Origin of the sequence: Pseudomarimonas arenosa, assembly GCF_014841215.1 — a bacterium.
Taxonomy (GTDB): domain Bacteria; phylum Pseudomonadota; class Gammaproteobacteria; order Xanthomonadales; family Xanthomonadaceae; genus Pseudomarimonas; species Pseudomarimonas arenosa.
Genome location: NZ_JACYTR010000007.1, coordinates 37,686 through 61,812, shown reverse-complemented (window position 1 = coordinate 61,812; position 24,127 = coordinate 37,686). Strand labels below are relative to the sequence as shown.

Annotated in this window: 21 protein-coding genes; 17 read left to right on the top strand and 4 right to left on the bottom strand. The window is 61.6% G+C overall.

Translation table 11 applies throughout. The features are described from left to right. Nucleotides 1–9 precede the first annotated feature (9 nt). Genes IFO71_RS05320 through IFO71_RS05270 form a run of 11 tightly spaced genes read left to right on the top strand, consistent with a single transcriptional unit; the run spans nucleotide 10 to nucleotide 7,936 of the window. Entirely contained in the window at nucleotides 10–486 is a 477-nt protein-coding gene (locus IFO71_RS05320) for a Na+/H+ antiporter subunit E (RefSeq protein WP_332309320.1), read from the top strand. Then, the gene (locus IFO71_RS05315; RefSeq protein WP_192028503.1) at nucleotides 486–776 is read left to right on the top strand and encodes an MrpF/PhaF family protein; all 291 of its coding nucleotides are present in this window, start codon (nucleotides 486–488) and stop codon (nucleotides 774–776) included. The genes IFO71_RS05320 and IFO71_RS05315 overlap by 1 nt, the downstream gene beginning before the upstream one ends. Then, nucleotides 776–1,105 (top strand): monovalent cation/H(+) antiporter subunit G, encoded by a 330-nt coding sequence (gene mnhG / locus IFO71_RS05310; protein WP_192028502.1) that lies wholly within the window; start codon nucleotides 776–778, stop codon nucleotides 1,103–1,105. Before IFO71_RS05315 ends, mnhG begins: the two co-directional genes overlap by 1 nt. Continuing rightward, nucleotides 1,093–1,632 carry a DUF4040 domain-containing protein gene (locus IFO71_RS05305; RefSeq protein WP_192028603.1) on the top strand — a complete coding sequence of 180 codons (540 nt, stop codon included), beginning with the start codon at nucleotides 1,093–1,095 and terminating at the stop codon, nucleotides 1,630–1,632. The genes mnhG and IFO71_RS05305 overlap by 13 nt, the downstream gene beginning before the upstream one ends. Further along, nucleotides 1,629–2,057 (top strand): Na(+)/H(+) antiporter subunit B, encoded by a 429-nt coding sequence (locus tag IFO71_RS05300; RefSeq protein WP_192028501.1) that lies wholly within the window; start codon nucleotides 1,629–1,631, stop codon nucleotides 2,055–2,057. The genes IFO71_RS05305 and IFO71_RS05300 overlap by 4 nt, the downstream gene beginning before the upstream one ends. Next, nucleotides 2,054–2,449, top strand: coding sequence for a cation:proton antiporter subunit C (locus IFO71_RS05295; protein WP_192028500.1), 396 nt, complete (start codon nucleotides 2,054–2,056; stop codon nucleotides 2,447–2,449). The genes IFO71_RS05300 and IFO71_RS05295 overlap by 4 nt, the downstream gene beginning before the upstream one ends. After that, entirely contained in the window at nucleotides 2,446–3,942 is a 1,497-nt protein-coding gene (locus IFO71_RS05290; protein WP_192028499.1) for a monovalent cation/H+ antiporter subunit D family protein, read from the top strand. Before IFO71_RS05295 ends, IFO71_RS05290 begins: the two co-directional genes overlap by 4 nt. Before the next feature lie 4 nt (nucleotides 3,943–3,946). Beyond that, complete coding sequence (locus tag IFO71_RS05285; protein ID WP_192028498.1) at nucleotides 3,947–5,413, top strand: proton-conducting transporter transmembrane domain-containing protein; 1,467 nt, start codon at nucleotides 3,947–3,949, stop codon at nucleotides 5,411–5,413. 11 nt (nucleotides 5,414–5,424) lie between these two features. After that, nucleotides 5,425–5,712, top strand: a complete 288-nt coding sequence (locus IFO71_RS05280) for a hypothetical protein (RefSeq protein WP_192028497.1) — start codon at nucleotides 5,425–5,427, stop codon at nucleotides 5,710–5,712. Continuing rightward, complete coding sequence (locus tag IFO71_RS05275) at nucleotides 5,705–7,399, top strand: Na(+)/H(+) antiporter subunit D (RefSeq protein WP_192028496.1); 1,695 nt, start codon at nucleotides 5,705–5,707, stop codon at nucleotides 7,397–7,399. The genes IFO71_RS05280 and IFO71_RS05275 overlap by 8 nt, the downstream gene beginning before the upstream one ends. Nucleotides 7,400–7,447: 48 nt before the next feature. Further along, nucleotides 7,448–7,936 carry a DUF1579 domain-containing protein gene (locus IFO71_RS05270; RefSeq protein ID WP_192028495.1) on the top strand — a complete coding sequence of 163 codons (489 nt, stop codon included), beginning with the start codon at nucleotides 7,448–7,450 and terminating at the stop codon, nucleotides 7,934–7,936. 110 nt (nucleotides 7,937–8,046) lie between these two features. Here the strand turns inward: IFO71_RS05270 and IFO71_RS05265 are convergent, their stop codons facing one another. From IFO71_RS05265 to IFO71_RS05255, 3 genes are read right to left on the bottom strand one after another with little or no spacing between them, the layout of a single operon-like run. After that, a complete protein-coding gene (locus tag IFO71_RS05265; RefSeq protein WP_192028494.1) occupies nucleotides 8,047–9,441 on the bottom strand; it encodes an SLC13 family permease in 1,395 nt (464 codons plus the stop codon). Between the two features lie 24 nt (nucleotides 9,442–9,465). Further along, nucleotides 9,466–10,692, bottom strand: coding sequence for an acyl-CoA dehydrogenase family protein (locus IFO71_RS05260; RefSeq protein ID WP_192028493.1), 1,227 nt, complete (start codon nucleotides 10,690–10,692; stop codon nucleotides 9,466–9,468). A gap of 33 nt (nucleotides 10,693–10,725) precedes the next feature. Then, nucleotides 10,726–11,766 (bottom strand): phosphotransferase family protein, encoded by a 1,041-nt coding sequence (locus tag IFO71_RS05255; RefSeq protein WP_225444407.1) that lies wholly within the window; start codon nucleotides 11,764–11,766, stop codon nucleotides 10,726–10,728. A gap of 264 nt (nucleotides 11,767–12,030) precedes the next feature. Here IFO71_RS05255 and IFO71_RS05250 point away from each other — a divergent pair, with 264 nt between their 5' ends. From IFO71_RS05250 to IFO71_RS05225, 6 genes are all read left to right on the top strand, one after another. Then, entirely contained in the window at nucleotides 12,031–14,241 is a 2,211-nt protein-coding gene (locus IFO71_RS05250; protein WP_192028491.1) for an Ig-like domain-containing protein, read from the top strand. Nucleotides 14,242–14,255: 14 nt separating this feature from the next. Continuing rightward, entirely contained in the window at nucleotides 14,256–16,214 is a 1,959-nt protein-coding gene (locus IFO71_RS05245; protein ID WP_192028490.1) for a DUF1302 domain-containing protein, read from the top strand. Nucleotides 16,215–16,252: 38 nt separating this feature from the next. After that, a complete protein-coding gene (locus IFO71_RS05240) occupies nucleotides 16,253–17,614 on the top strand; it encodes a DUF1329 domain-containing protein (RefSeq protein ID WP_225444406.1) in 1,362 nt (453 codons plus the stop codon). 79 nt (nucleotides 17,615–17,693) lie between these two features. Continuing rightward, nucleotides 17,694–19,052 (top strand): DUF1329 domain-containing protein, encoded by a 1,359-nt coding sequence (locus IFO71_RS05235; protein WP_225444405.1) that lies wholly within the window; start codon nucleotides 17,694–17,696, stop codon nucleotides 19,050–19,052. A gap of 136 nt (nucleotides 19,053–19,188) precedes the next feature. After that, nucleotides 19,189–20,310 carry a WD40/YVTN/BNR-like repeat-containing protein gene (locus IFO71_RS05230; protein WP_192028488.1) on the top strand — a complete coding sequence of 374 codons (1,122 nt, stop codon included), beginning with the start codon at nucleotides 19,189–19,191 and terminating at the stop codon, nucleotides 20,308–20,310. A gap of 65 nt (nucleotides 20,311–20,375) precedes the next feature. Next, the gene (locus IFO71_RS05225; RefSeq protein WP_192028487.1) at nucleotides 20,376–22,943 is read left to right on the top strand and encodes an efflux RND transporter permease subunit; all 2,568 of its coding nucleotides are present in this window, start codon (nucleotides 20,376–20,378) and stop codon (nucleotides 22,941–22,943) included. Nucleotides 22,944–23,114: 171 nt separating this feature from the next. Here the strand turns inward: IFO71_RS05225 and IFO71_RS05220 are convergent, their stop codons facing one another. Beyond that, complete coding sequence (locus IFO71_RS05220) at nucleotides 23,115–23,984, bottom strand: DMT family transporter (RefSeq protein ID WP_192028486.1); 870 nt, start codon at nucleotides 23,982–23,984, stop codon at nucleotides 23,115–23,117. Nucleotides 23,985–24,127 lie beyond the last annotated feature (143 nt).

Below are 24,127 nucleotides of genomic sequence, written 5' to 3'. Positions count from 1 at the left end.
GCCTGACCTGTGCTGCGTGCGATTGGCCTATTCATTGTCCTTCTCGTGTTCTGGCTGCTGCTCTCCGGCCTCTATACACCGTTCCTGATCGGCGCTGGCGTCGGCACGGCACTGTTCGCCACCTGGTTCGGTCGTCGCCTGTCGGTAGTCGACCCTGAAGGTCAGCCGTTCCAACTCGGCTGGCGTATCTTCGTCTACTGGCTGTGGCTGGCCGGCGAAGTGGCGAAGTCGTCGCTTACCGTGGCCCGCATCGTGCTGCATCCCAAACTGCCTATCTCACCCAGTTTGGTGCGCTTCAAGGCCAGTCAGAGTACAGATCTTGGCCGAGTGATCCACGCCAATTCCATCACCTTGACGCCTGGAACTCTGAGCATCCATTGCAATGCCGAAGAGTTTCTGGTGCATGGCTTGACTCGCGAAGGCGCCGAGGGCTGCGTCAACAGCGCGATGGATCGCTGGGTGTCTCGTTGCGAGCAGGGGCGCTGATGTTCGCCGTGGCCGCGATTGCCCTGCTGGTCACTCTGAGCCTGGCCATCGCGCGTGCCTGGCTTGGGCCGACCGTGTTCGATCGCCTGCAGGCGGCCAACTCCTGCGGCACCGTCGCCACCCTGCTGTTGGCGGTGTTCGGCTTTCTGGATGGGCGGCCGGAGTTTCTCGACCTGGCCCTGGTCTATGGCCTGCTCAACGTGATCGGCACGATTGCCGTGCTGAAGTATTTCCGCAAGGCCGATCTTGGCGACAGTGGCGTCACCGACACCGGTTCCGAGGAGCGCTGATGATTTCTTTGATCGATACGTTAAGTTGGGTCTGTCTGGCAGCCGGTGGGCTGTTTGCCGCCATCGGTGGTCTGGGCCTGCTGCGCATGCCGGATTTCTTCACTCGCATGCATGCGGCCAGCCTGATCGACACCATGGGGGCTGGCCTGATTCTGCTGGGATTGCTGCTGCAGGCCGGTTTTGGCTTGGTCGCCATGAAACTGCTGATGCTAGCCGGCCTGATCTTTCTGAGCAGCCCCACCTCCACCCATGCGCTGGCCAAGGCGGCACTGGCCAAGGGCATCGAACCTTTGTTGGCAAAGCGGGAGGATCGGTCATCGAAACCCTGATCATCAATGTCCTGCTGCTGCTGATGGTGGTGGCCACCTTGGCGCTGATCCGCAGTCGCAATCTGTTCTCGGTGGTCGTGCTGAGCGGTGTCTACAGCTTTCTGATGGCGACTGTGCTGGTGGCGCTGGATGCGGTCGATGTAGCAATGACCGAGGCGGCGGTCGGCGCCGGCATTTCCACCGTATTGCTCCTTGGCGCCTTGTTGCTGGTGAAGAGCGAGGACACCGGCCGGCCGCACAAGCCCTGGGTTCCACTGGGCTTAGCGGCCTCGGTGGGCTTGCTGCTGGTATACGGTGCGCTTGGATTGCCGGCGTTTTCCGACCCTAACGCACCGATCCACCGTCACGTCGCACCGCACTACTTGAACGAGATGCCGAAGGAAATCGACGTGCCCAATGTGGTCACTGCTGTGCTGGCCAGCTATCGCGGTTTCGACACCCTCGGTGAGGTCACGGTGGTATTCACCGCCGGTGCCGGTGTGGTGGCCCTGCTGCGCCGACGACGCAAGTCGGAGAAGTCTGCATGAGAGAAGACCTGATTCTGCGCGTAGTGGCCAAGTTGCTGATCCCGTTCCTGGTGGTATTTGCACTGTACGTGCAGTTTCACGGTGACTTTGGCCCAGGCGGCGGCTTTCAGGCTGGCACCATTCTGGCTGCGGCGGTGGTCTTCTATGCCCTGATCTTCGGTCTGGATGCCGCGCGGCGTCAGGTGCCGGAGCGGCTGGTCGAAGTGATGATGGCCGCTGGTGTATTGATCTTCGCCGGGGTCGGTGTCGCCAGCCTTTTGCTTGGTGGCCAGTACCTCGATTACGACCTGCTGTCGCACGATCCCATTCATGGTCAGCACCGCGGCATTTTCTGGGTCGAGTTGGGCGTGGCAGTGACCGTGGCCGGGGTGATGTTGAAGATCTTCTACATGTTTGCCGACCGCGGGAGGCTGGACGAGGAATGAGCCCTGATTCGCTGCTCGGCCAATGGGTCAGTCATTTCAGCTATTTCATCACCGTGTTCCTGATGATGGCTGGCCTGTACATCGTCATTGCCCGCGGCAACCTGATCAAGAAGCTGGTCGGGCTGAGCATTTTCCAGACGTCGGTCTACCTGCTGTACGTGGCGCCCAGCAAGCTGCTCAACGGTACCGCGCCGATTCTTAGCCCGCAGTATCAGCAGTACTCGAACCCGCTGCCGCATGTGTTGATCCTGACCGCGATTGTGGTGGGAGTGGCAACCCTGGCCTTGGGCCTGGCCCTGGTGGTGCGCATTCGTGAGGCCTATGGGTCGATCGACGAGGACGAAATTCTGGAGGCCGAAGAGGAGCGTCGGCGGGTGAGTGAGGATCGATGAGCCTGCTCGACAAGGTCGCCGAACACCTGCCGATCCTACCTGTGGTGCTGCCCTTGCTGGCGGCACCGCTGACGGTACTGCTGCGTCAGCGTACGCTGGCCTTTCTGCTCACCATGCTGGTGGTTCTGGTCAGCCTGATCTGCTCGGTCTGGCTGCTTGTTCGGGTCGGTGAGCTTGGCGTCATTTCGTATGCCATCGGCGGCTGGCCGCCGCCGATCGGCATCGAGTACCGCGCCGACGCGCTGAATGCGCTGGTGATGGTGCTGGTCAATCTGATCGCCAGCCTGGTGCTGCCGTACAGCCAGTCCAGCATTCGCGAAGAAATCTCCTACGGGCAGCATTACCTCTACTACACGATGCTGCTGCTGTGCATCGCCGGCTTGAACGGTATCTGCATGACGGGCGATGCCTTCAATTTGTTTGTATTCCTGGAAATCTCCTCACTGTCGACCTATGTGCTGATTGCCTTGGGCCGTGATCGGCGTGCCCTGGTGGCGGCCTATCAGTACCTGATCATGGGCACGATCGGCGCGACCTTCATCGTCATCGGTGTCGGATTTCTGTATCTGATGACCGGCACGCTGAATCTGGCGGACATGGCAGGTCGCCTAGGCGAGGCGGCAGATCTGCGCCCGGTGCTGGCCGCGCTGGCCTTTCTCACCGTCGGTGTGTCGCTGAAGCTGGCGCTGTTCCCCTTGCACCAGTGGTTGCCGAATGCCTACGCCTTCGCGCCATCGCCGGTATCGGCCTTCCTCGCCGCCACCGCCACCAAGGTGGCGGTCTATGTGCTGCTGCGGATCTACTTCAGCGTGTTTGGCGATGCCCGCGTGTTCGAGCAGTTGCCGATGCGCGAACTGATGTTGCTGTTGGCCCTGGCGGGCATGTTCGTCGCTTCTGCAGTGGCCATCTATCAGGCCGACCTGAAGCGCCTGTTCGCCTATTCCAGCGTGGCTCAGATCGGCTATATCGTGCTGGGTATCGCGTTCGCCACGGTCAATGGGCTGACCGCCAGCATCGTTCACCTGATCAATCATGGTGTCACCAAGGGCGCGATCTTCATGCTGCTTGGCGGTGTTGCGCTGCGTGCCGGCGGCGTGCAGATGAGCGATCTGCGTGGTCTTGCCTCACGCATGCCGATTACCTCGTTTGCCATGGTGCTTGCCGGTCTGTCCTTGATCGGCGTGCCGGGCACGGCCGGCTTCATCAGCAAGTGGTATCTGGTCCTGGCGGCCATTGAAACCGGGCAATGGTGGCTGGTGTTCGCCATTCTGTTGAGCTCCTTGCTAGCAGTGATCTATGTCTGGCGCTTCGTTGAAGTGGCCTATCTCAGTGGTCCGCGACGCAATGAGCAGATCAGGGGGGAGGCGCCGCTCGGCTACTTGCTGCCCAGCCTGGCGATGCTGAGCCTGGCTCTGTGGTTCGGCTGGCAAACCGAGTGGACGGTGGTGCCGGCCAAGGCGGCGGCCGAGTGGCTGTTGAGCGCGGGACCTTGATGCTATGGATGGCTTATTGAATTTCAACCCCACCCAAGCCCTTTGGCTCGCTGTCGTTTTGCCGGCCCTGGCCGCCGTTGCGATCAGTCTGCTGGGCCGCCGGCCGAACCTGCGTGAGGCGGTGACCCTGGTCACAGCTGTGCTGGTCCTGTTGCAGGTCGTGGGCCTGCTGCCGCTGGTGTTGCAAGGTCATCGACCCACTCTTGATCTATTCGAGGTGCTGCCGGGTCTGAACATGAAGTTTGTTCTAGAGCCCTTGGGCATGGTGTTCGCCCTGGTGGCCAGCTCACTCTGGGTAGTCAGTTCGATCTATTCGATCGGTTACATGCGCGGCAACCGAGAGGCCAGGCAGACGCGATTCTACGTTTGCTTTGCTTTGGCAATCGGCTCGGCGCTGGGCATCGCCTTCGCTGGCAATTTCTTCACCCTGTTCGTGTTTTACGAAATTCTCACCCTGATCACGTTCCCCTTGGTCACACATCACGGCACACGCAAGGCCAAGGCCGGTGGTCGGGTGTATCTGGGGGTGTTGTTGTTCAGTTCGATCGTGCTGCTGCTGCCGGCCTTGATCTGGACCTGGGCCTTGGCCGGCAGTACCGATTTTGTCGTCGGTGGCTTGCTGCGCGACAAGCTCGAGGGGCCGGCTGTTCTGGGCATGCTGGCTCTGTGTGCGTTTGGCGTGGGCAAGGCCGCGCTGATGCCGATGCACCGCTGGCTGCCGGCAGCCATGGTGGCGCCGACTCCGGTATCGGCGCTGTTGCACGCGGTGGCCGTGGTCAAGGCCGGTGTCTTTACCGTGGTGAAACTGGTGGTTTACCTGTTCGGGTTCGACCTGCTGCGAGATAGCAGCGCTGCCGCGGCCCTGGTCGCCGCTGCCGCATTCACCCTGGTCGCCGCCTCGGTGGTTGCCATCGGTGCCGATAACCTGAAGCGGCGCCTGGCCTATTCGACCATCAGCCAGCTCGCCTACGTGGTGCTGGCTGTGGCCTTGATCGCGCCGTTTTCGGTCATTGGTGCCGTGTTGCATCTGGTGGCGCACGCGTTTGGCAAGATCACCCTGTTCTTTGCCGCTGGCGCCATCTACACCGCTGCACACAAGACCGAAGTCAGCCAGCTCGACGGCATTGGCCGGCAGATGCCGATGACCATGACCGCTTTCGCCATCGGCGCGCTTTCAATGATTGGCTTGCCGCCGGCGATGGGGCTGGTGTCGAAATGGTTCATCCTGCAGGGCGCCATGGCGAGCGAGCAATGGCTGGCTGTGGCCGCCCTGGTGATCAGTACCTTGCTGGGCGCAGCCTATCTGTTGCCGATCGTCTATCGCGCTTTCTTCCGCGCGCCAGTCGATGGCCAAGGCGAAGAAGCTCCCTGGCCGATGTTGATCGCCATGGGGCTCAGTGCCGGCGCTACGGTGCTGTTGTTCCTGATGCCCGATCTGGCCCTGCAATTGGCGAAGTTGGTGGTTGGGTAATGAGTGAAGACATGACGACCGCGGATCGCACGTCCCATCGGCTGGATCGGCCGGCCAACCGGCGTTTGCTGTGGCGCGGCCTGGTGCTGCTGGCGGTGCTGTCCGTGGCGGCTGAATGGTTGATCGAGTTGCATCCGCACTTCGAGCTTGAGTCCTGGTTCGGATTCAACGCCTGGTATGGCTTTCTGGCCTGTGCCGCGATGGTCGGCATGGCCAGGCTGTTGGCGCTGTGGCTCGCCCGCAACGATCGCTACTATCGGACTGACGATCCGAGCGGCCGGGAGCAGGGCGATGATTGAAGCGTTTGCTCACCCTGGGCTGATGCTGATCTTTGGCGGCCTGATGCTGGCCTTGAATCGCAGCTTGCTGCGCGATGCCTTGGCCCTGGTCATTCCCGTGTTCGCGCTGTGGATGATCTGGCAGTTGCCAGAGGGAACTCTGTGGCGCTTCGACTACCTGGGGCTTCGCGTCGAGCCGTTGCGGGTCGATAGCCTTTCGCGCTTGTTTGCCACCGTGTTCACTTTGATGGCGGCGGTAGGCGCCTTGTTTGCGCTGCGTCAGCCCAGCCGGCTGGAATTGCCGGCGGCGTTTGTCTACGCCGGCTCGGCGGTTGGGGCGGTTCTGGCTGGCGACCTGTTCAGTCTGTTCATCGCCTGGGAAATGATGGCGATTGGATCAACCCTGGTGTTATGGAGTCAGCCGGGCGAAGCGGCTCGACGCGCCACGCAACGCTATCTGATGATGCATCTGCTGGGCGGGGTGCTGCTGTTGGCCGGCATTGCCGGGCACGTGCAGGACACCGGCAACATCGCCTTTGTCTCGATGTCACTTGATAGCGTGTCGCATTGGTTGATTCTGGCCGGCTTCCTGATCAACGCCGGTGCGCCGCCGTTTTCGGCCTGGTTGCCGGATGCCTATCCCGAGGCAACCTACAGTGGCACCGTGTTTCTCTCGGCCTTTACAACCAAGACGGCCGTGTATGTGCTGATGCGCGGCTTTGCCGGCGAAGAGCTGCTGATCTATATCGGCCTGTTCATGGTGTTCTACGGCGTCGTCTACGCGCTGCTGGAAAACGATATGCGACGTGTGCTGGCCTATTCGATCGTCAACCAGGTCGGCTTCATGGTGGCGGCCATCGGTGTGGGTACCCCGATGGCCCTGAATGGCGCGGCGGCGCTGGCTTTCGTCCACATCGTCTACAAGGGATTGCTGCTGATGTCCGCCGGTGCGGTGCTGCATGCGGTGGCCCGCAGGAACCTCTCCGACCTCGGCGGCTTGTTTCACTCGATGCCGCGAACGGCCGCATTTGGCCTGATCGGAGCGCTGGCGTCTCTAGCCGCACCGTTGACTTCGGGGTTTGTTTCAAAATCGATGGTGTTGCAGGCCGCTGCCGAACAACACCTTGTTTGGGTCTGGATGCTACTGGTGGCCGCTTCGGCCGGCGTGGTCCTGCACTCGGGTCTGAAGTTTCCCTGGTTCGTGTTTTTCCACAAGGATTCCGGACTGCGGCCGTCTGAGGCGCCCTGGCACATGCAGGGGGCGATGGCAATTCTTGCCATTCTCTGTATCGGCATCGGTGTGTATCCCGATCCGCTGTATGACATGTTGCCTCATCCGGTCGAGTATCTGCCCTACACGGCCGCTCACCTGCTGACTCAAACGCAGCTGTTGCTGATCTCCGCTCTGGCCTTCTTTCTGCTGTTGCCTTGGTTGCAGCGCTCACAGACCATCACCCTGGACACCGACTGGCTGTATCGGCGCCTGGCGCCAGCCGGCCTGGCAGCGGCCGGTCGGGCTTATCGCGCAGCAGCACAGCCCGCCGAGCGGGTGACCCGGCGCCTGCGGCAATGGGTCGGCGACATCGTCGTCCAACATCACTTGCCCAGCGGTCGAATGGCGCAAACCTGGCCCACCGGCTATATGGCGCTGTGGATGCTGCTGCTGATGCTTGGCTGCCTGGTGTTGTATTTCTGGCAGATAGATTGAGTAATGTGTTAAGTTGGCAGCGACTTTTGCTTCGATCCGGGACCTATCATGCTCTTGACACTCGACCCCGCTGCTCCCGGCGATTTTGATTTCATCATTGGCGACTGGCGGGTCAAACACAGGAGCCTGAAGCAGCGATTTTCCGGCTGTGACGACTGGCTCGAGTTCGATGGCTTATCGTCGACCAGGAAGATCCTCGGCGGCTTCGGCAATCTTGAGGACAACGTTCTTCATTTCCCCGATGGGGCATTTCGCGCGGTGGCGATGCGGTCGTTCTGTGCCAAGACCGGCTCGTGGTCGATCTGGTGGCTTGATGGCAGAAACCCGACCCAGCTCGACACCCCGGTAGTGGGTCGATTCGCCAATGGCGTCGGTGTTTTTCTGGCCGATGACCAGATCGATGGGCAGGCAATCAAGGTTCGCTTCACCTGGTCGGCGTTGCCTGGCCAGAATCCGCGCTGGGAGCAGGCATTCTCCAATGACGCTGGCGCCAGCTGGGAAACCAACTGGTACATGGAGTTTCAGCCCCATCGGTAGACGGTCTCGGCGTCTTGGCAAAGCTGGCGCGGCTGTGCCGCGACCGGTTGTGCTGTAAGGCTCCCGAATGGAAGTTCTTCAGCCACCTGATGGTCACTCGCCCGCTGCGCTTAACCCAGCAGCAGATAGCACACGCCGCTAATCGCCAGCACGCAGAACAGATCGAGCACGGCGCCGTGACGCAGCATGTCGCGCGCTTCAATCTGCGGTGAGGCGAACACGATGGCATTTGGCGCTGTTGCCACCGGCAGCATGAAGCCGCAACTCGCGGCCAAGACCGCTGGCACCATCAGCAGAGCCGGATCGATCTGCGCAGCCACCGCAGCGGCGGCCAGCAGCGGCATCAGCAGCACCGCGGTGGCGGTATTGGAGGCGATCTCCGACAGCAGGATGACGCAGGCGACGATCAGGGCGATCTGCAGCAGCAACGGCCAGCTCAGCAAACCCTGTAGCGAAGTGGCAATCAGAGCAGACAGGCCGGAGGTCTCGAACGCGGTGGCCAGGGCAATGCCGCCGCCGAACAGGATCAACGCGCCCCAGGGAATGCGTTGGGCGGTTTTCCAGTCGAGCAAAGGCCCGCCCTGGCCGCTGGGGATCAGTGCCATCACCACGGTGCCGAGCAGGGCCACGCTGGCGTCGTTGGCAGTCGGCAGCCTTAGCCATTCGCTCCAGCCGCCAAATGGTTCGCTGCGCGTCACCCAGGCCAGCGCGACCAGGGCGAACACCGTCAGAACACGGCGTTCCGCCGAGGTCCATGGCCCCAGGGCGGGCAAGGTGGCGGCCGGCGTGTCGGCCAGAGGCCGCGCCATCCACCAGGCCAGGGCCGGCAGCAGCACGGCGACGGTGGGCAGGCCAAACCATAGCCAATCGCTGAATCCCAGCGCACGCTCGGTGGTCTGTGCATAAACCTGCATGAACACCAGGTTGGGTGGCGAACCGACAGGTGTGCCGAGCCCGCCCAGGCTGGCGGCATAGGCAATGGCCAACAGCAAGGGCACGGCCAGACGGCGATCCGGGTATTCCTCCAGCACGGCCAGCGCCACCGGAATCATCATCAGGGTAGTGGCGGTGTTAGAAATCCACATCGAGGTCAGGCCAGTGGCGATGGCAAAGCCCCAGACCAGTCGGCGTCCGCTACCACCGCCAAACAGGTGCACCATGCCCAGGGCCATACGCCGATGCGCGCCATTCTTCTGCAGCGCGCTGGCCATCATGAAGCCACCTGCCAATAGCAGGATCAACGGGTTTCCATAGGCTTCGGCAGCCTGTTTCGAACTTATCACACCGCTTAGCGGAAGCAGGGCCAGCGGCAGTAGTGAAGTGAACGCATGCGGAATCGCCGCGGTCACCCACCAGGCGGCTACCCATAGGGTAAGGCCCAAGGTGAAGGCAATCGCGCTGCTATGTCCGGTGTGGCTTGCCCAAGCCCAGCCGATCAATCCGAGCAGCGGGCCACTCAGCAGTCTCCAAGGCGAGCGCGCCTGGCTTTCGTCGAGTTCTTCCATGGACTCAGCTCAGCCCTCGCTCAGTTATGCGGTGGCCGCTGGGAAACGCGCCAATTCAAGCTTGGCCAGCGCATTGCGATGCACTTCGTCGGGGCCGTCGGCGATTCGCAACGAGCGCGCCGCCATGTACATCTGCGGTAGGGGCGTGATGTCGCTAAGGCCGGCGGCGCCCCAGGCCTGCATGGCCCAGTCGACCACCTGGCAGGCGACACTCGGCGCCACAATCTTGATCATGCCGATATCGGCCTTGGCCGCCTTGTTGCCGGCAACGTCCATTTTCCAGGCCGCTTGGAAGGTGAGCAGCCGGGCCTGATCGATCTGGCATCGCGCCTCGGCAATCCGCTCGTGCCAGATGCTCTGCTTTTCCAGTGCCTTGCCAAAGGCAACCCGACTGTTAAGTCGCTGGCACATCAGCTCGAAAGCGCGTTCGGCCAGGCCGATCAGGCGCATGCAGTGGTGAATGCGGCCCGGTCCCAGACGCCCCTGCATCATCTCGAAACCACGCCCCTCGCCGAGCAGGAGATGATCGACCGGTACGCGCACCTGATCGAAGCGCAGCTCGCAATGCCCATGAGGGGCGTCGTCATAGCCGAATACCGGCAGCGGCCTGACCACTTCAAGGCCTTGGCTGTCGGCTGGCACCAGCAGCAGGGAGTGCTGTGCATGGCGCGGCGACTCCGGATTCGAGCGTGCCACCACGATGTACAGTCGGCAGCGCGGATCGCCGGCCCCCGATATCCACCACTTGCGGCCATCGAGCAGATAGTGATCGCCGTCGCGACGCATCAACAGGTCGATATTGGTGGCATCGCTGGAGGCGACATCGGGTTCGGTCATTGCAAAGGCAGAGCGTATCTCGCCGTTAAGCAGTGGCGTGAGCCACTGCGCTTGCTGGGCCGGCGTGCCGTAGCGGGCCAGTACTTCCATATTGCCAGTGTCGGGCGCCGAGCAGTTGAACACCTCCGGCGACCACAGCACGCGACCCATGATTTCGGCCAGCGGCGCATAGTCCAGATTGCTCAGGCCGGCGCCGTGTTCGCTATCGGGCAAGAACAGGTTCCAAAGCCCGGCGGCCTTGGCCTTGGGCTTGAGCTCTTCGATCAGGCGGGTTGGCGTCCAACGCTGGCCGCGGGCGGTATTTTCTGCCACCTCATGTTCGAAGCGTCGCTCGTTCGGATAGATGTGCTGGTCAAAGAAGGCAAGCAGTGCTTGCTGCAGCGTCTGGCTGCGGGCGGAGAGTGCGAAGTCCATGCGGCAAATCTCGAAGTGTATGAAGGAGCAGGTTCAGTGCATGTGGCCCTGGGCGATGCGCCAGCCAAGCTCTGCCACCGGCCGCGCCAGAGCGCCGGTCTCCAGCGCCTTCGCGCTGCTGGCGGTGCCTTGTTCGGCGCGCTTGGCGATGCCCTGGGCGATGCCGGCCAGGCGAAACAGGTTGTAGGCCAGATAGAAATTGAGATCAGGGATGCCTGCCTGGCGGCCGGTCTTCTGACAGTAGTCGGCGATGTAAGACTCGAGGCTCGGCAGCCCGAGGTTGGCGATCGGCAGGCCGGCAATACCGCGCATGATGCCCGGTGGGGTGAACCAGGCAAGGCAGTGGTAGGCGAAGTCGGCCAGTGGGTGGCCCAGGGTCGACAATTCCCAGTCGAGTACGGCGATCACTCGCGGCTCACTGGGGTGAAACACCAGGTTATCGATGCGAAAATCGCCATGTACGATGCGCGCCTCCTCATCGGCGGGCATGGCGCCGGGCAGCCATTCGATGAGCTGCTCCATGGCCTCGATGGTTTGCGTTTCCGAAGCGCGATACTGCTTGCTCCAGCGATGAATCTGTCGCTCGAAGTAATTGCCGGCCGCGCCATAGTCGGCCAGGCCGATCTGTTCCGGCACCACCCGATGCAAGGCGGCGATGGTGTCATTCATGGCGGCGTAGATCGGCCCGCGCGCGGCGGCGTCCAGTTCGGGTAGGGCGGCGTCCCAGAAAATTCGCCCGTCGACGCGTTCCATCAGGTAGAACATGCGCCCGATCACTCCTTCGTCCTGGCACAGGGCCAGCACCTTTGGCACCGGCACCTCGCTGTCGGCCAGTGCATCGAGCACGCGAAACTCGCGTTCGATGGCGTGTGCCGATGGCAGCAGCTTGGCAACTGGACCTGGCTTGCTGCGCAACACATAGCGTTTGTTCGGCGTGTCCAGCGCATAAGTGGGGTTGGACTGGCCACCCTTGAATTTCTGCAGCGTGATCGGGCCAGCGAAGCCCGTCACCGCTTGGCCGAGCCAGGCGCTCAAGGCGTCGAGATCAAAGGGCGATTCGCTGCGCTCCGACATGCGTCTGGGTTCCGGTCGAGGTGAATGAGCACGCAGAGTGCCACAGCTCGTGCCCCTGACCCAGCATGCCGGCATGGGCTCGAAACACATGGTTGCGCCGGCAACCAATGCTGCGGCGGTGGATCGGTGAGGGCGGTGAAACGTGTTGCACCGCAGCAAAGTGCGAATCAAACGACCATTGGTTAAGACATCGTTGCATTCGTTTGCAGCGGGTCCCTATGATAGGGCGGCCAATCCACCCAGATTTCCGATGAGGAAACGCTCATGCAGGCTCGACTGCCTTTAGTACTCGCGCTCTCGTCGCTGTTGCTCGCGGCGTGCAGCAGTTCCAGTAACAGCCCGCGCGCGGTGGATACGCCACCCGCCAATAACAACAATGGCACGCCGGTCAATGGCGTGATCACGGCGATCTATAATCCGGCCACCGGTGCGGTGCCGCTGCCGAACAATCTGTTGTTGTCCGGTACCACTGATCTCACCCTGAACCCGCCGGTGACCAATCCGGCCAACTTTGGCGATCCGCTGGTGGCGATCAGCGCCCTTGATGGCTGGAGCACCACCGCACCCTGGAGCATGGCGTTCAGCGATGCGCCGCAGCCCAGCAGCATCGTGCCGGGTCAGAGCGTACGGATCTTCGAGGTCACCCTGAATCAGCCTGGGGGTGTAGTGACCAGTGTGGTCCGCGAACTTACCCCAGGCAGTCAGTTCGTCACCGCGGTGGCGCCCAGCGACAGCACCGGCAAGACGGTGGCCATCGTGCCGACCGCGCCGCTTAAGCAGCTGACCTCTTACATGGCGATCATCACCAATGGCATCACCGATGCCCGCGGAAACGATGTGACCCCTGACCAGGCGTACTTCCTCACCAAGCGCAGCTCGCCGTTGTGCGTCAACCAGCAGAGTACCGATCCGCTGCTGCCCAATTCCACCGCCTGCGGGCTGGAGCCGCTGCGCGTGCTGACCAACTTCCAGTTGGCCGCCGCTGCTTCCCAGGGCATCAGCCCGGATGACGTGGTGTCGTCCTGGGTGATGACCACGCAGAGCATCACGCCGGTGCTGCAGGCAGTACGCAGCCGTGTGCAGGCCGCGCCGAACATGATCGTGCCCACCGGACTGAACACATCGGCCGCCGGCTTGCCGCCGATCGCTGACATCTACGTCGGCTTCATCGCGCTGCCGTATTACCAAGTGCCGCCTTCCGCTTCGAATCCGACCGCGCCGCTGAACGGTTTCTGGAAAGCCGCTCCCGGTGCCTATGTGCCGCCGTTCAACGCGCTTGGCCTGGATCCTCGCTCGACCAATGTCACCGTCTACAACCCGTTCCCGGTGGCCAATGCCACGGTGCAGGTGCCGGTGCTGATGACGGTGCCGAACGCGGCGTCCGGCCGTACCAAGCCGGCGGCAGGCTGGCCGATCGTAATGTTCCAGCACGGCATCACCCGCAACCGTACCGACGCGCTGGCCATTTCTGCCACCCTGGCCGCGCAGGGCATCGCGGTGATCTCGATCGATCAGCCGCTGCACGGCGTTTCACCGGGCAACTCGGATTTCTCGGCGGTGTCGGCCTTCTACATCAACCCGAACAATCCGCTGACGGCGCCGCTGTTTGCCGCCGGCGTGCGCGAGCGCACGTTTGATGTGGACTACGTCAACAACAGCACTGGCGCGCCAGGGCCGGATCAGATTCCCGATGCTTCCGGTACCCACACCATCAATCTGGCCTCCCTGCTGACCTCGCGCGACAACATCCGTCAAGCGATCGCTGATCTGTTCGTGGTCGCGGCCACCATTCCGGCGATCGACATCAATGCCGACAGCGCGCCTGATTTTGACGGCTCGCAGATCCGCTTCGTCGGTCAATCGCTGGGTTCGATCGTCGGTATCCCGTTCGTCGCACTGGAGCCGAACGTCAGCGTCGGCATGTTCTCGGTACCGGGCGGCGGCATTGCCCGCTTGCTCGATGGCTCGGCCACCTTTGGTCCGCGCATCCGCGCCGGCCTGGCAGCGGCCGCCGGCTTACAGCCGAACACGCCGCCCTATGACCAGTTCATGGGTGCCGCGCAGCAGGTCACCGACTCTGGCGACCCGATCAACTACGGTTTCGTATCGGCGCAGAACAGCGTGCTGGTGCATGAAGTGGTGGGTGGCGACAGCTTTGTCTCCGATCGCGTGATTCCGAACTCGGTGCCGGGCGCGCCGCTGTCGGGTACCGAGCCACTGATTCGCGCCATGAATCTGGGCTCGATCTTCGGCAACACCTTCGATGTGCCGGGCGGTGTCCGCGGTGCAGTGCGCTTCACCCAGGGCGAGCACGGCTCGCTGCTTTCACCGGGGCGCTCCGCCGCCAATCCGCCGCCTGATCCGATCGGTTTCCTCAATGTGACCACGGAAATGCAGGTGCAGATGTCGAGCTTCATCGTCACCGGCGGTCGCCAGGTGGTGGTGCAAGATTCCTCTGTGATTCGTACGCAGTAAGGCGAGGAGACCCCATGAACCTCATGATTCAGACGTCAAGCCGTACCTCGCGCGTGCTGCGTGCACCTCTGGCGCTGGCCATTGCCAGCGTTCTGCTGGCGCCGGCCGCCCAGGCCTTCGAGTTCGAAGCAGGCCCGATCACCGGCAATATCGACACCACGGTGTCGCTGGGTGCCACCTTCCGCATGCAAGATCCGGACGATGACTTGCTCGGTAAGGCGTTTTTTGAGCCAAGGTTGGTGGCACAGATTGCCGCCCTGCAAGCGCAGAACCGCTTTCCGGAAGCGCAAGCGCTGCAGATCGCCGCGCAAGGTCGCTTTTCGGTCAACCGCGACGACGGCAATCTGAAGTACGACAAGGGCGATGTGATCTCCAACGCGTTCAAGATCACCAGCGAAATGGCGCTGAACTGGACCGATGGCGGCGCCTTTGCCCGAGCCACCTATTTCTACGATTTCGAAAACACCGATCGCGACGATCTGACCCCGGAAGCGCGTGACCTGATCGGCGATCGCTTCCGCATGCTGGACGCCTTCGTGTTCCATAACTTCAGCTACGGCGAAACTGGCACCGCCACCGTTCGTGTTGGTCGTCAGGTGATCAGCTGGGGTGAGAGCACCTTCATCCAGAACGGCATCAATGTGATCAACGCCGTCGATCTGTCGGCGTTGCGCGTCGCCGGTGCCGAGCTGAAAGAGGCCTTCCTGCCGCTGGACTCGGTCTGGGCCTCGTTCAGCCTGACCGACAGCCTGTCGCTGGAAGCGGCCTGGCTGCTGGAGTTCGAAGAAATCGAAGTCGATGCCTCGGGTACCTACTTCAGCTCGAACGATTTCGCTTCGCCGGGCGGTCAATACGTGATGCTGGGCTTCGGCACCGTGCCGCAGCCGGTCAATGACCCAGGTCTGTACTTCTCCACCTGTTTCAATGGCACGGCTGGCTTTGCCAGCAGCGACCGTTTCGCCGAGCTATCGGCGGCGTACGGTGCCACCACGGCGTTGCAGCTGATCGGTGCTGGCTGTAGCGGCTCGTTCCCGCGCGCGGAAAATCGCAATGCCTCGGACAGCGGTCAGTACGGTATGGCCTTGCGTTACTACGCCTCGGAGTTCTTCGATACCGAGTTTGGCTTCTACTACCTGCGTTACCACAGCCGCCTACCGGTGCTGTCGGGCATTTCGGTCACCTCAAGCAGTTCCAACAGCGGTCGCTACCTGGTTGAGTATCCGGAAGACATCAATCTGTTTGGTGTGAGCTGGAATACCACCCTGCCGGGCGGCTGGGCCTTCCAGGGCGAAATGAGCTACCGCGACAACATGCCGCTGCAGATCGATGACGTCGAGCTGCTGTTTGCCGGCCTGTCGCCGCTGAATCCGCTGATCCAGGCGCCGGCCAACCGGTTCATCAGTCAGCTGGGCGAGTACGGCCCGGGCGAGTACATCCAGGGTTGGGATCGCCACGAAGTCAGCCAGATTCAATCGACCTTCACCAAGCTGATCGGCCCCGGCAACTGGCTGGGCGCAGAACAGATTGCCGTGGTCGGTGAAATCGGTGCTACCAAGGTATGGGATCTGCCTGATCAGAGCGTATTGCGCTACGAAGGTGAGGGCACCGACACTGGCGGTGGTTTCGACATCGTCACCGGCGCTTTGCGCAATCCGGTCACGCTGCGCGACGGGTTCCCGACTTCGTTCAGCTGGGGCTATCGACTGGCGGCGCGTGCCGATTACAACAATGTGTTCGGCAGTGCCGTCAATCTGTCACCGCGATTGGCCTTCAATCACGACGTCAACGGCATCACCCCGGGGCCGGGTGGCAACTTCCTGGAGGATCGAAAGTCGCTGACCCTCGGCGTTGAGGCTTTGTACCTGAACCAGTGGTCGGTTGATCTGTCCTACACTGCATTCTTCGGTGCAGGTACCTTCAATCAAATCGCCGATCGCGATTTCGCCGGCATCGCTGTGAAGTACGCTTTCTGATCCACACCAAGCTCGAGCGAATGCTCAAGGAGGCTGGAATGCAAGCTAGAAACCTGTGGTGCTTGAGTGTGGCAATTGGCCTGGCGGTATCGGCAGGCGCAGCGGAGGCCGCGGTCAGCGCGGCCGAAGCGGCCAAACTCGGAAAGGAATTGACCCCGGTCGGCGCGGAGAAGGCTGGAAACGCCGATGGCAGCATTCCGGCGTGGGAGGGCGGCATCACCAAGCCGCCTGCCGGCTACAAGAAGGGCGATCATCACCCTGACCCGTATGCCGCTGACAAGCCGGTCAATACCATCACGGCGCAGAACTACAAGCAGTTTGCCGCCAAGCTCAGCGCCGGGCAGCAAGCGATGTTTGCCAAGTATCCGAGCTACAAGATGCCGGTTTACCCGACTCGGCGCTCGGCATCGTTTCCACAGCGCATCTACGACTACACGATCAAGAATGCCACCACCGCCAAGGTGATTGCCGACGGCGACGGTGTGGAAGGCGCAGCCGAGGGTATGCCATTCCCGATTCCGCAGAACGCCTATGAGGTGATGTGGAATCACAAGCTGAAGTACAAGGGCGTCGGTATTGCGCGTTGGAACAATCAGGCGGCTTTGACAGCGTCGGGTGATTTCAACATGGTGCGGTTGCGCGAGGAGATTCTAGGCCTGTACTACAAGCCGGGCAGCACCATCGAGAGCATCAATAACATCCTGTTCTACTTTTTCCAGTCGGTGGAGTCGCCACCGCGTCTGGCTGGACAGGTGCTATTGGTTCACGAGTCCTTGAATCAGATCGCCCAGCCGCGTCAGGCCTGGATCTACAACCCGGGCCAGCGTCGCGTGCGCCGCGCACCGAATGTGGCCTACGACAATCCGGGTACCGCGGCTGATGGTCTGCGTACCAACGACATGGCCGATATGTTCAACGGCGCCTTCGATCGTTTTGAGTGGAAACTGGTCGGCAAGAAGGAAATGTACGTTCCGTACAACTCCTACAAGCTGCATTCGAAGGACACCAAGACCGACGACATCCTCAAGCAAGGTCACGTCAATCCCGATCTGCAGCGCTACGAGTTGCACCGCATGTGGGTGGTCGAGGCGACCCTGAAGCCAGGCAAGCGTCATATCAATCCGCGGCGCACCTTCTATGTCGACGAGGATGGCTGGCAGATCCTGATGATCGATCACTACGATGGTCAGGGGCGTCTGTGGCGTGTCTCTGAAGCACCGTCGATCAACTACTACGAAGTGCCGACCTTCTGGGCCACGCTGGAGATTCACAACGACCTGCAATCCGGCCGTTATCTGGTGTCAGGCCTGGATAACCAGGAGGACATCACTGACTTCAGTTATGACTCCGATCCAGCCAACTTCTCGCCGCAGTCGTTGCGCATCACTGGCGTGCGTTAATCTGCAGGCCCGGGCTTTACCAGAAGCGACCGCTGCGGCGGTCGCTTCGCTTCGCCGAAACATCTAAGGTAGGGAATCAATGCAAGCCACTCAGATGAAGTCGCTGGCCCTGATCGCAGGGCTGGCGTTTGGAAGCTCCGCTTTCGCCGCAGTGTCGGCGGATCAGGCAAAACGATTGGGCAACGAACTGACTCCGGTCGGGGCGGAAAAGGCCGGCAACGCAGCGGGCACGATTCCGGCCTGGACTGGCGGCATCACCACGCCGCCGCAGGGTTACAAGGTTGGCGAGCATCATCGCGATCCTTTTGCTGCTGACCGCTCGTCGCTGTCGATCACGCCGCAAAATTACAAGCAGCACGCAGACAAGCTCACAGAGGGTCAGAAGGCGATGTTCGCCAAGTACCCGACCTTCAAGATGAACGTCTATCCGACTCGGCGTTCGGCCTCGTTTCCCAAGCGTACCTACGAATACACCATCAAGAATGCCACCACCGCAAAGCTTGAAGCGAACGGCGATGGCGTGACCGATGCGGCCGAGGGCTTGCCGTTCCCGATTCCGCAGAATGGCTACGAGGCGATCTGGAATCACAAGCTGAAGTACAAAGGTGTTGCCGCAGCGCGCTGGGCCAATCAGGCCGCGCCGACAGCCTCTGGACAGTACAACCTGGTGCGCATTCGCGAAGAACTGCTGGGGCTTTACTACAAGCCCGGCAACACCATCAAGGACACCAACAACATCCTGGTTTACTTCTATCAGGTGGTCGAAAGCCCGGCACGTCTGGCCGGTCAGGTGTTGCTGGTGCACGAGTCACTGAATCAGATCAAGCAACCGCGTCAGGCCTGGATCTACAACCCGGGTCAGCGTCGCGTCCGCCGCGCGCCGAATGTCGCCTACGACAATCCCGGCACCGCATCGGACGGTCTGCGCACCAATGACATGACCGACATGTTCAACGGTGCCATGGACCGTTTCGACTGGGAACTGGTCGGCAAGAAAGAGATGTACGTGCCGTACAACTCGTACAAGGCGCACAGCGATCAGACCAAGGTCGAGGACCTGCTCAAGCCGGGGCATATCAACCCCGATCTGCTGCGCTACGAACTGCATCGCGTCTGGGTGGTGGAGGCCAAGCTGAAGAAGGGCAAGCGCCATATCAACTCGCGCCGCACCTTCTACCTCGACGAGGACAGCTGGCAGATCCTGGTGATTGATCACTACGACGGTCAGGGGCGTATGTGGCGCTATTCCGAAGCGCCGTCGATCAATTTCTACGAAGTACCGGTGTTCTGGTCGACGATGGAGAATCATCACGACCTGCAGTCCGGGCGTTACATTGCTACCGGTCTCGATAATCAGGAACCGATGTACGACTTCTCGTTCCAGACCAATCCGGAAAACTTCTCGCCGCAGGCATTGCGTAAACGCGGCGTGCGCTGATTAGGCATCGTTGTGTGAAGGTGTGAGCAAGCAGCCGCGTGAGCCCCACGCGGCTGTTTGCGTTTTGGACAAGACGCGCTAGGCTGAGTTGCATCCGTGACCCGCATGGGTCGAGCATCGGAACCAGGGGAAAAGCATGAATCGGATTCTGTCCAAGCACGGCTGGGTGTTGCTGACTGCCGTTGTCGCTCAATCGTTGGTGATGCCTCTGGCCGTCGCCGCCGACGACGGCGAAAAAGTCCAGGTGGCTGAGATGCTGCCCCTGGTCGGTCAGCGTTCTCTGGTCCTGGATATCACCGAGGCCGCCTCACGCGGAGTGATGGTCGGTGAGCGCGGCCAGATCCTGGTCAGCGAGTCGCGCACCGATTGGCGTCAGGTCGAGGGCGTGCCGACCCGCGCCACCCTGACCGCGGTCGCCGCTCAAGGAGACAACGTCTGGGCAGTGGGCCACGATGGAATGATCCTGCACAGTGCCGATGGCGGCATGTCCTGGACCGTCCAGCGCAGTGATCCGAAACGCGAAATCGATCCCGATGAGGAGTGGGATCCGCGTCAGGGCGCACCCCTGCTTGATGTGTTCTTCGTCAGTGAGCTTGAAGGCTTTGCCATCGGCGCCTACAGCCTGCTGTTGAAGACCGAGGACGGTGGGCAGAACTGGCGTCGAGTCAGCGTCGGCGGTACCGGTGAAGAAGAGGCGATGGACGAGACCGACGAACTGGCCGAGGAGGAGGATTGGACCTTCACCGAGGATGATCTGGTGCTGGAAGAGGAAGAGAATCCGCACTTGAACGCCATCGCTCGGGCGCCTTCGGGTTTGATGCTGATGGTCGGCGAGCGTGGCGCAGCGTTTCGCTCTCGCGACGGCGGCGACACCTGGGAGCGCATTCAGCTGCCCTATGGCGGTTCCATGTTCGGCCTGTTGGCCTTGGGCGATCAGCACTTCGTCGCCTTTGGGCTGCGCGGCCATATCCTGGAGACGACCGATGGAGGCGATACCTGGGAGACGCTGGACACCGACACCGAGCTCAGCCTGATGGGCGGCGCGGCGTTGCAGAATGGCGGCTTCGTTGTGGTCGGGGCCAATGGCGTGGTGATCAGCCGCGAGAGTGCACAAGCCGATCTGGTCACCGGAGTGTTCGTCAATGAGGAACGCGAGACCCCGGTGCTGGCCTCGGTGTTGCCACGCGGCATGCGCACCTTTCTGGTCACCGGCGAAAAAGGTATTGGCCAATACGAAGTGAAGCCGGCGGGTTCCTGACGAGCAAGGCGCCGCAACCAACAACCAACAAGCAACGACTCCGACTTAAATAAGGATTCAACGTCATGCATGGATCGAGTTCGCAGCCGGGCGCTTTCGCGACGATGATCGAGAAGCTGGTATTCGGTGCGCGGCCGGTGATGCTGGTGATACTCGCCGCCATCACCGGTGCCATGATCGCGTATGCCAGCGAGTTGAAGGTCGACGCCGGGTTCAAGAAGCAGATCCCGCTGAAGCATGAATACATGCAGACCTTCATCGACTACGAGAAGGATTTCGGCGGCGCCAACCGGGTGCTGGTCGCCCTGGTGGCCAAAGACGGCGACATGTTCGACACCGAGTTCTTCAGCACGCTGGAGTCGATGACCAAGGACGTGATGGCTATCGAGGCCTCGGATGACGCCCGTGTGCGGTCACTGTTCACGCCCAATGTGCGCTTCGTCGAAGTGGTTGAAGATGGCTTTGCGGGTGGCAATGTCATTCCCGACACCTTCACCCCGAGCCTGCCGGGTTTCGAGGCCACTCAGGACGACTGGGACACGATCCGCGCCAACATCGTCAAGGCCAATATCGTCGGTCGTCTGGTCGCCAAGGACTACTCCGGCGCGATGATCTCGGCTGATCTGATTCCGGAAGACGCGCGCAAGAAACTCGACTATCAAGAGGTTGCCGCCGAGCTCGAAGCCCTGCGCGCCAAGTACGAAAATGACAAGTTCAGCGTGCACATCATCGGTTTCGCCAAGATGGTCGGCGACGTGGCCGATGGTGCGCGCTCGGTGATCTGGTTCTTCTTCATCACCATCGCTCTGACCTGGTTCCTGCTGTTCATCTATTCGACCTCGTTCAAGCTCGCCAGCCTGACAGTGTTTGCGGCAATGGTGGCGGTGGTGTGGATGCTAGGCGCATTGCGCCTGATGGGATTCGGCATCGACCCGATGAACATGCTGACGCCGTTCCTGATCTTTGCCATCGCGGTCAGTCACGGCGAACAGATGATCAATCGCTTCCGTGGCGAAATTTTCTTCGGCGGCATGGAGGACGGCACGGTCGAGGAATTGCGCACGCGCGAGGGCGTTGACTCGGTCGAAGCAGCCAAGCGTGCGCTGCGTCTGCTGGTGGTGCCGGGCTCGGTGGCCCTGGTCACCAGCTGCCTGGGCTTCGCTGCGATCATGATCATCGACATTCAGATGGTGCGTGAGCTGGCGATTACCGCCACCGTCGGTGTCGGCCTCACCCTGATTACCAATCTTGTCCTGCTGCCGATCCTGCTCAGTTTTACCAAGCTGAAGAACATGGAGCGCAAGCGCGAATTCCGCCTGCGCCAGCTGACCCGCTTCGATCGCATCTGGGCCCTGTTGTCCAATATCGCACGGCCGGCGGTTGCCACCGTGGTGGTGGCGATCGGTGTCACCGGCTGGTGGTTCGCTGAGCAGCGCGGTGATCAGGTGATGATCGGTGATGCTCAGGCCGGCGTGGCCGAGTTGTGGCCGGAGGCGCGCTACAACCAGGATGCGTTGATGATCACCGGCAAGTTTGCCCTGGGTGTCGACATCCTCAACGTTGTGGTCGAGGCCAGGCCCGATGCCTGCACGCTCAGCGATCGCGCCATGCGCTTAACCGATCGTTTCGCTTGGCATCTGGAGAACATCGACGGTGTGCAACAGGTCATCACCTTGCCGCAAATCGCCAAGGTGGTGTACGCCGGCTGGAACGAGGGTTCGATCAAGTGGCGTGTGCTGCCACACGATTCCGACAGCCTGCGCCTGGCAACACAAGGCTTTGAGACCGACTCGGGTCTGTTGAACTCAGATTGCTCGGCGATGCCGATCATGGTGTTCCTGGCCGATCACAAGGCCGAGACGATCGATCGTGTGGTTAATGCGGTAAAGAAATTCCGCGCCGACAACGACGCCTGGCATGAAGGTGTGAATCTGCGTCTGTCACTGGCCGACAAGGCAGTCGCGGCGCAGGCCGCCCTGGACGCGATCACGCCGACCCCGGAACAGGAAAAGCTGGCCGCGGAGTGGGATGAGATCAAGGATCAAGTGAACTTCCGCCTTGCCACCGGCAATGTCGGCGTGATGGCGGCAATCAACGAGACTGTGCGTGAAGTGGAACATCTGATGCTGATGATGCTGTATGCGGCGGTGTTCGTGATGTGCCTGATCAGCTTCCACAATCCACTGGCCGCCACGGCGGTGATGATGCCCTTGTTGCTGGTCACCGAGCTCGGCCACTCACTGATGGTGCATCTGGAAATCGGCATGAAGGTCAACACCCTGACCGTGGTGGCCCTGGGTGTGGGTATGGGCGTCGACTACGCCATCTACATCTTTGCCCGCATGCGCGAAGCGATGAAGGATGGTCACACCTTGCGCGAGTCCTACTTCATCGCCCTGAAGACTACCGGCATCGCCATCTTCTACACTGCATTGACCCTGGCGGTGGGCGTCGCCACTTGGATCTGGTCGGCACTGAAGTTCCAGGCCGACATGGGCCTGATGCTGACCTTCATGTTCGTGGTCAACATGGTGGCGGCGATCATCTTCCTGCCGGCCCTGTGTCGCCTGCTGCTGCGTCCCTTTGAGAAGGACACCTGGGAACCGGATCTGAGCGGAACCCACAAGTTCTAGGCTGATCAATCCAGCAGAACCACAACGGCCACTTCGGTGGCTGTTGTGGTTTTGGGCGTCAGCAGACGCCGCGAATCAAGCGCACGGCGATCGAATGACTACGCATGACAGGCCGATGCTTGGTGATGCGGCTTGATTGCGCCGTTCTCGCTCGCCCGTGCCCCAGCCAGATCAGCTGCCACCGCTGCCCGGACTCTCCAGCCTGCGCCCGCGCTTGGCCGCTCGCAGTCCAATTGCCAGCACGCCACCGAGCACCATGCCGCCGCCGACGAGCAGGCGCGGACCCAGTACATCGCCCCAGAACATCACCCCCAGGGCCACCGCTACCAACGGTGCCAATAGCAAGTAGGGCGTGATCTGCGACACCGGATGGCGTTGTACCAGCCAGAAGAAAAGGCTATGGCCCAGCACCGACGCGGCCAGGGTGGAATACAACACGCCCGCCCAGGCCTTCCAGGACGCCGTTTCCAGAGGTGCCCGCCAATCGCCTTCGATCAATAGACCGGCCAGCAACAGGAAGGGCAGCCCGATCCAGGCGCTGAACGCCTGCAGACCCAATGGATGCAGGCCGGTCAATCCGCGCATCAGCACGGTGCCCAGCGCCAAGAAAAACGCCGAGACCAGCATCAGAATCAGCGAGGCCGGCGCTTGCAGCACCAGTGGATCAAAGCCCAGCACCAAAACCCCGGCAAAGCTGACCAGCATGCCCAAACTGGTGCGCCAGCCAACCCGTTCCCCGAGCATCAGGATGCTGAGCAACACCGTCAATGGGACATAGGTCTGCATCACGATGGCCGGCGACGACAGATTGCCAGCCAGACGCAGGGCCCAAAAGGAAAGCCCAAAGTGCAGTGCGCCATTACACAGGCATACCGCTACCAGTCGCCACACCGGCAGGCCTTTGGGCCAGCGCAGCCAGGGCAGCAAGAGCAGGCCGACGCTGGCCAGGCGCAGCGCGGTGAACAACAGTGCCGGTAGCTCCTGCAGGGCCAGCGCCGACATCAGAAAATTGCCGCCCCAGGCCGCGCAGATCAGAAACACCAGCAGAAAGTGCGACGGCGGAAGCCGAGTGTTCAGTGCAAGATCCCTTTCAGTGAGGCGACCATCGTGATGCGCGGGGGCGGTTCAATTGGCCGCTTGATCCGCTGCATTGCCGTGGTCGGCTGAGTCGGCCCGAGGTTCAG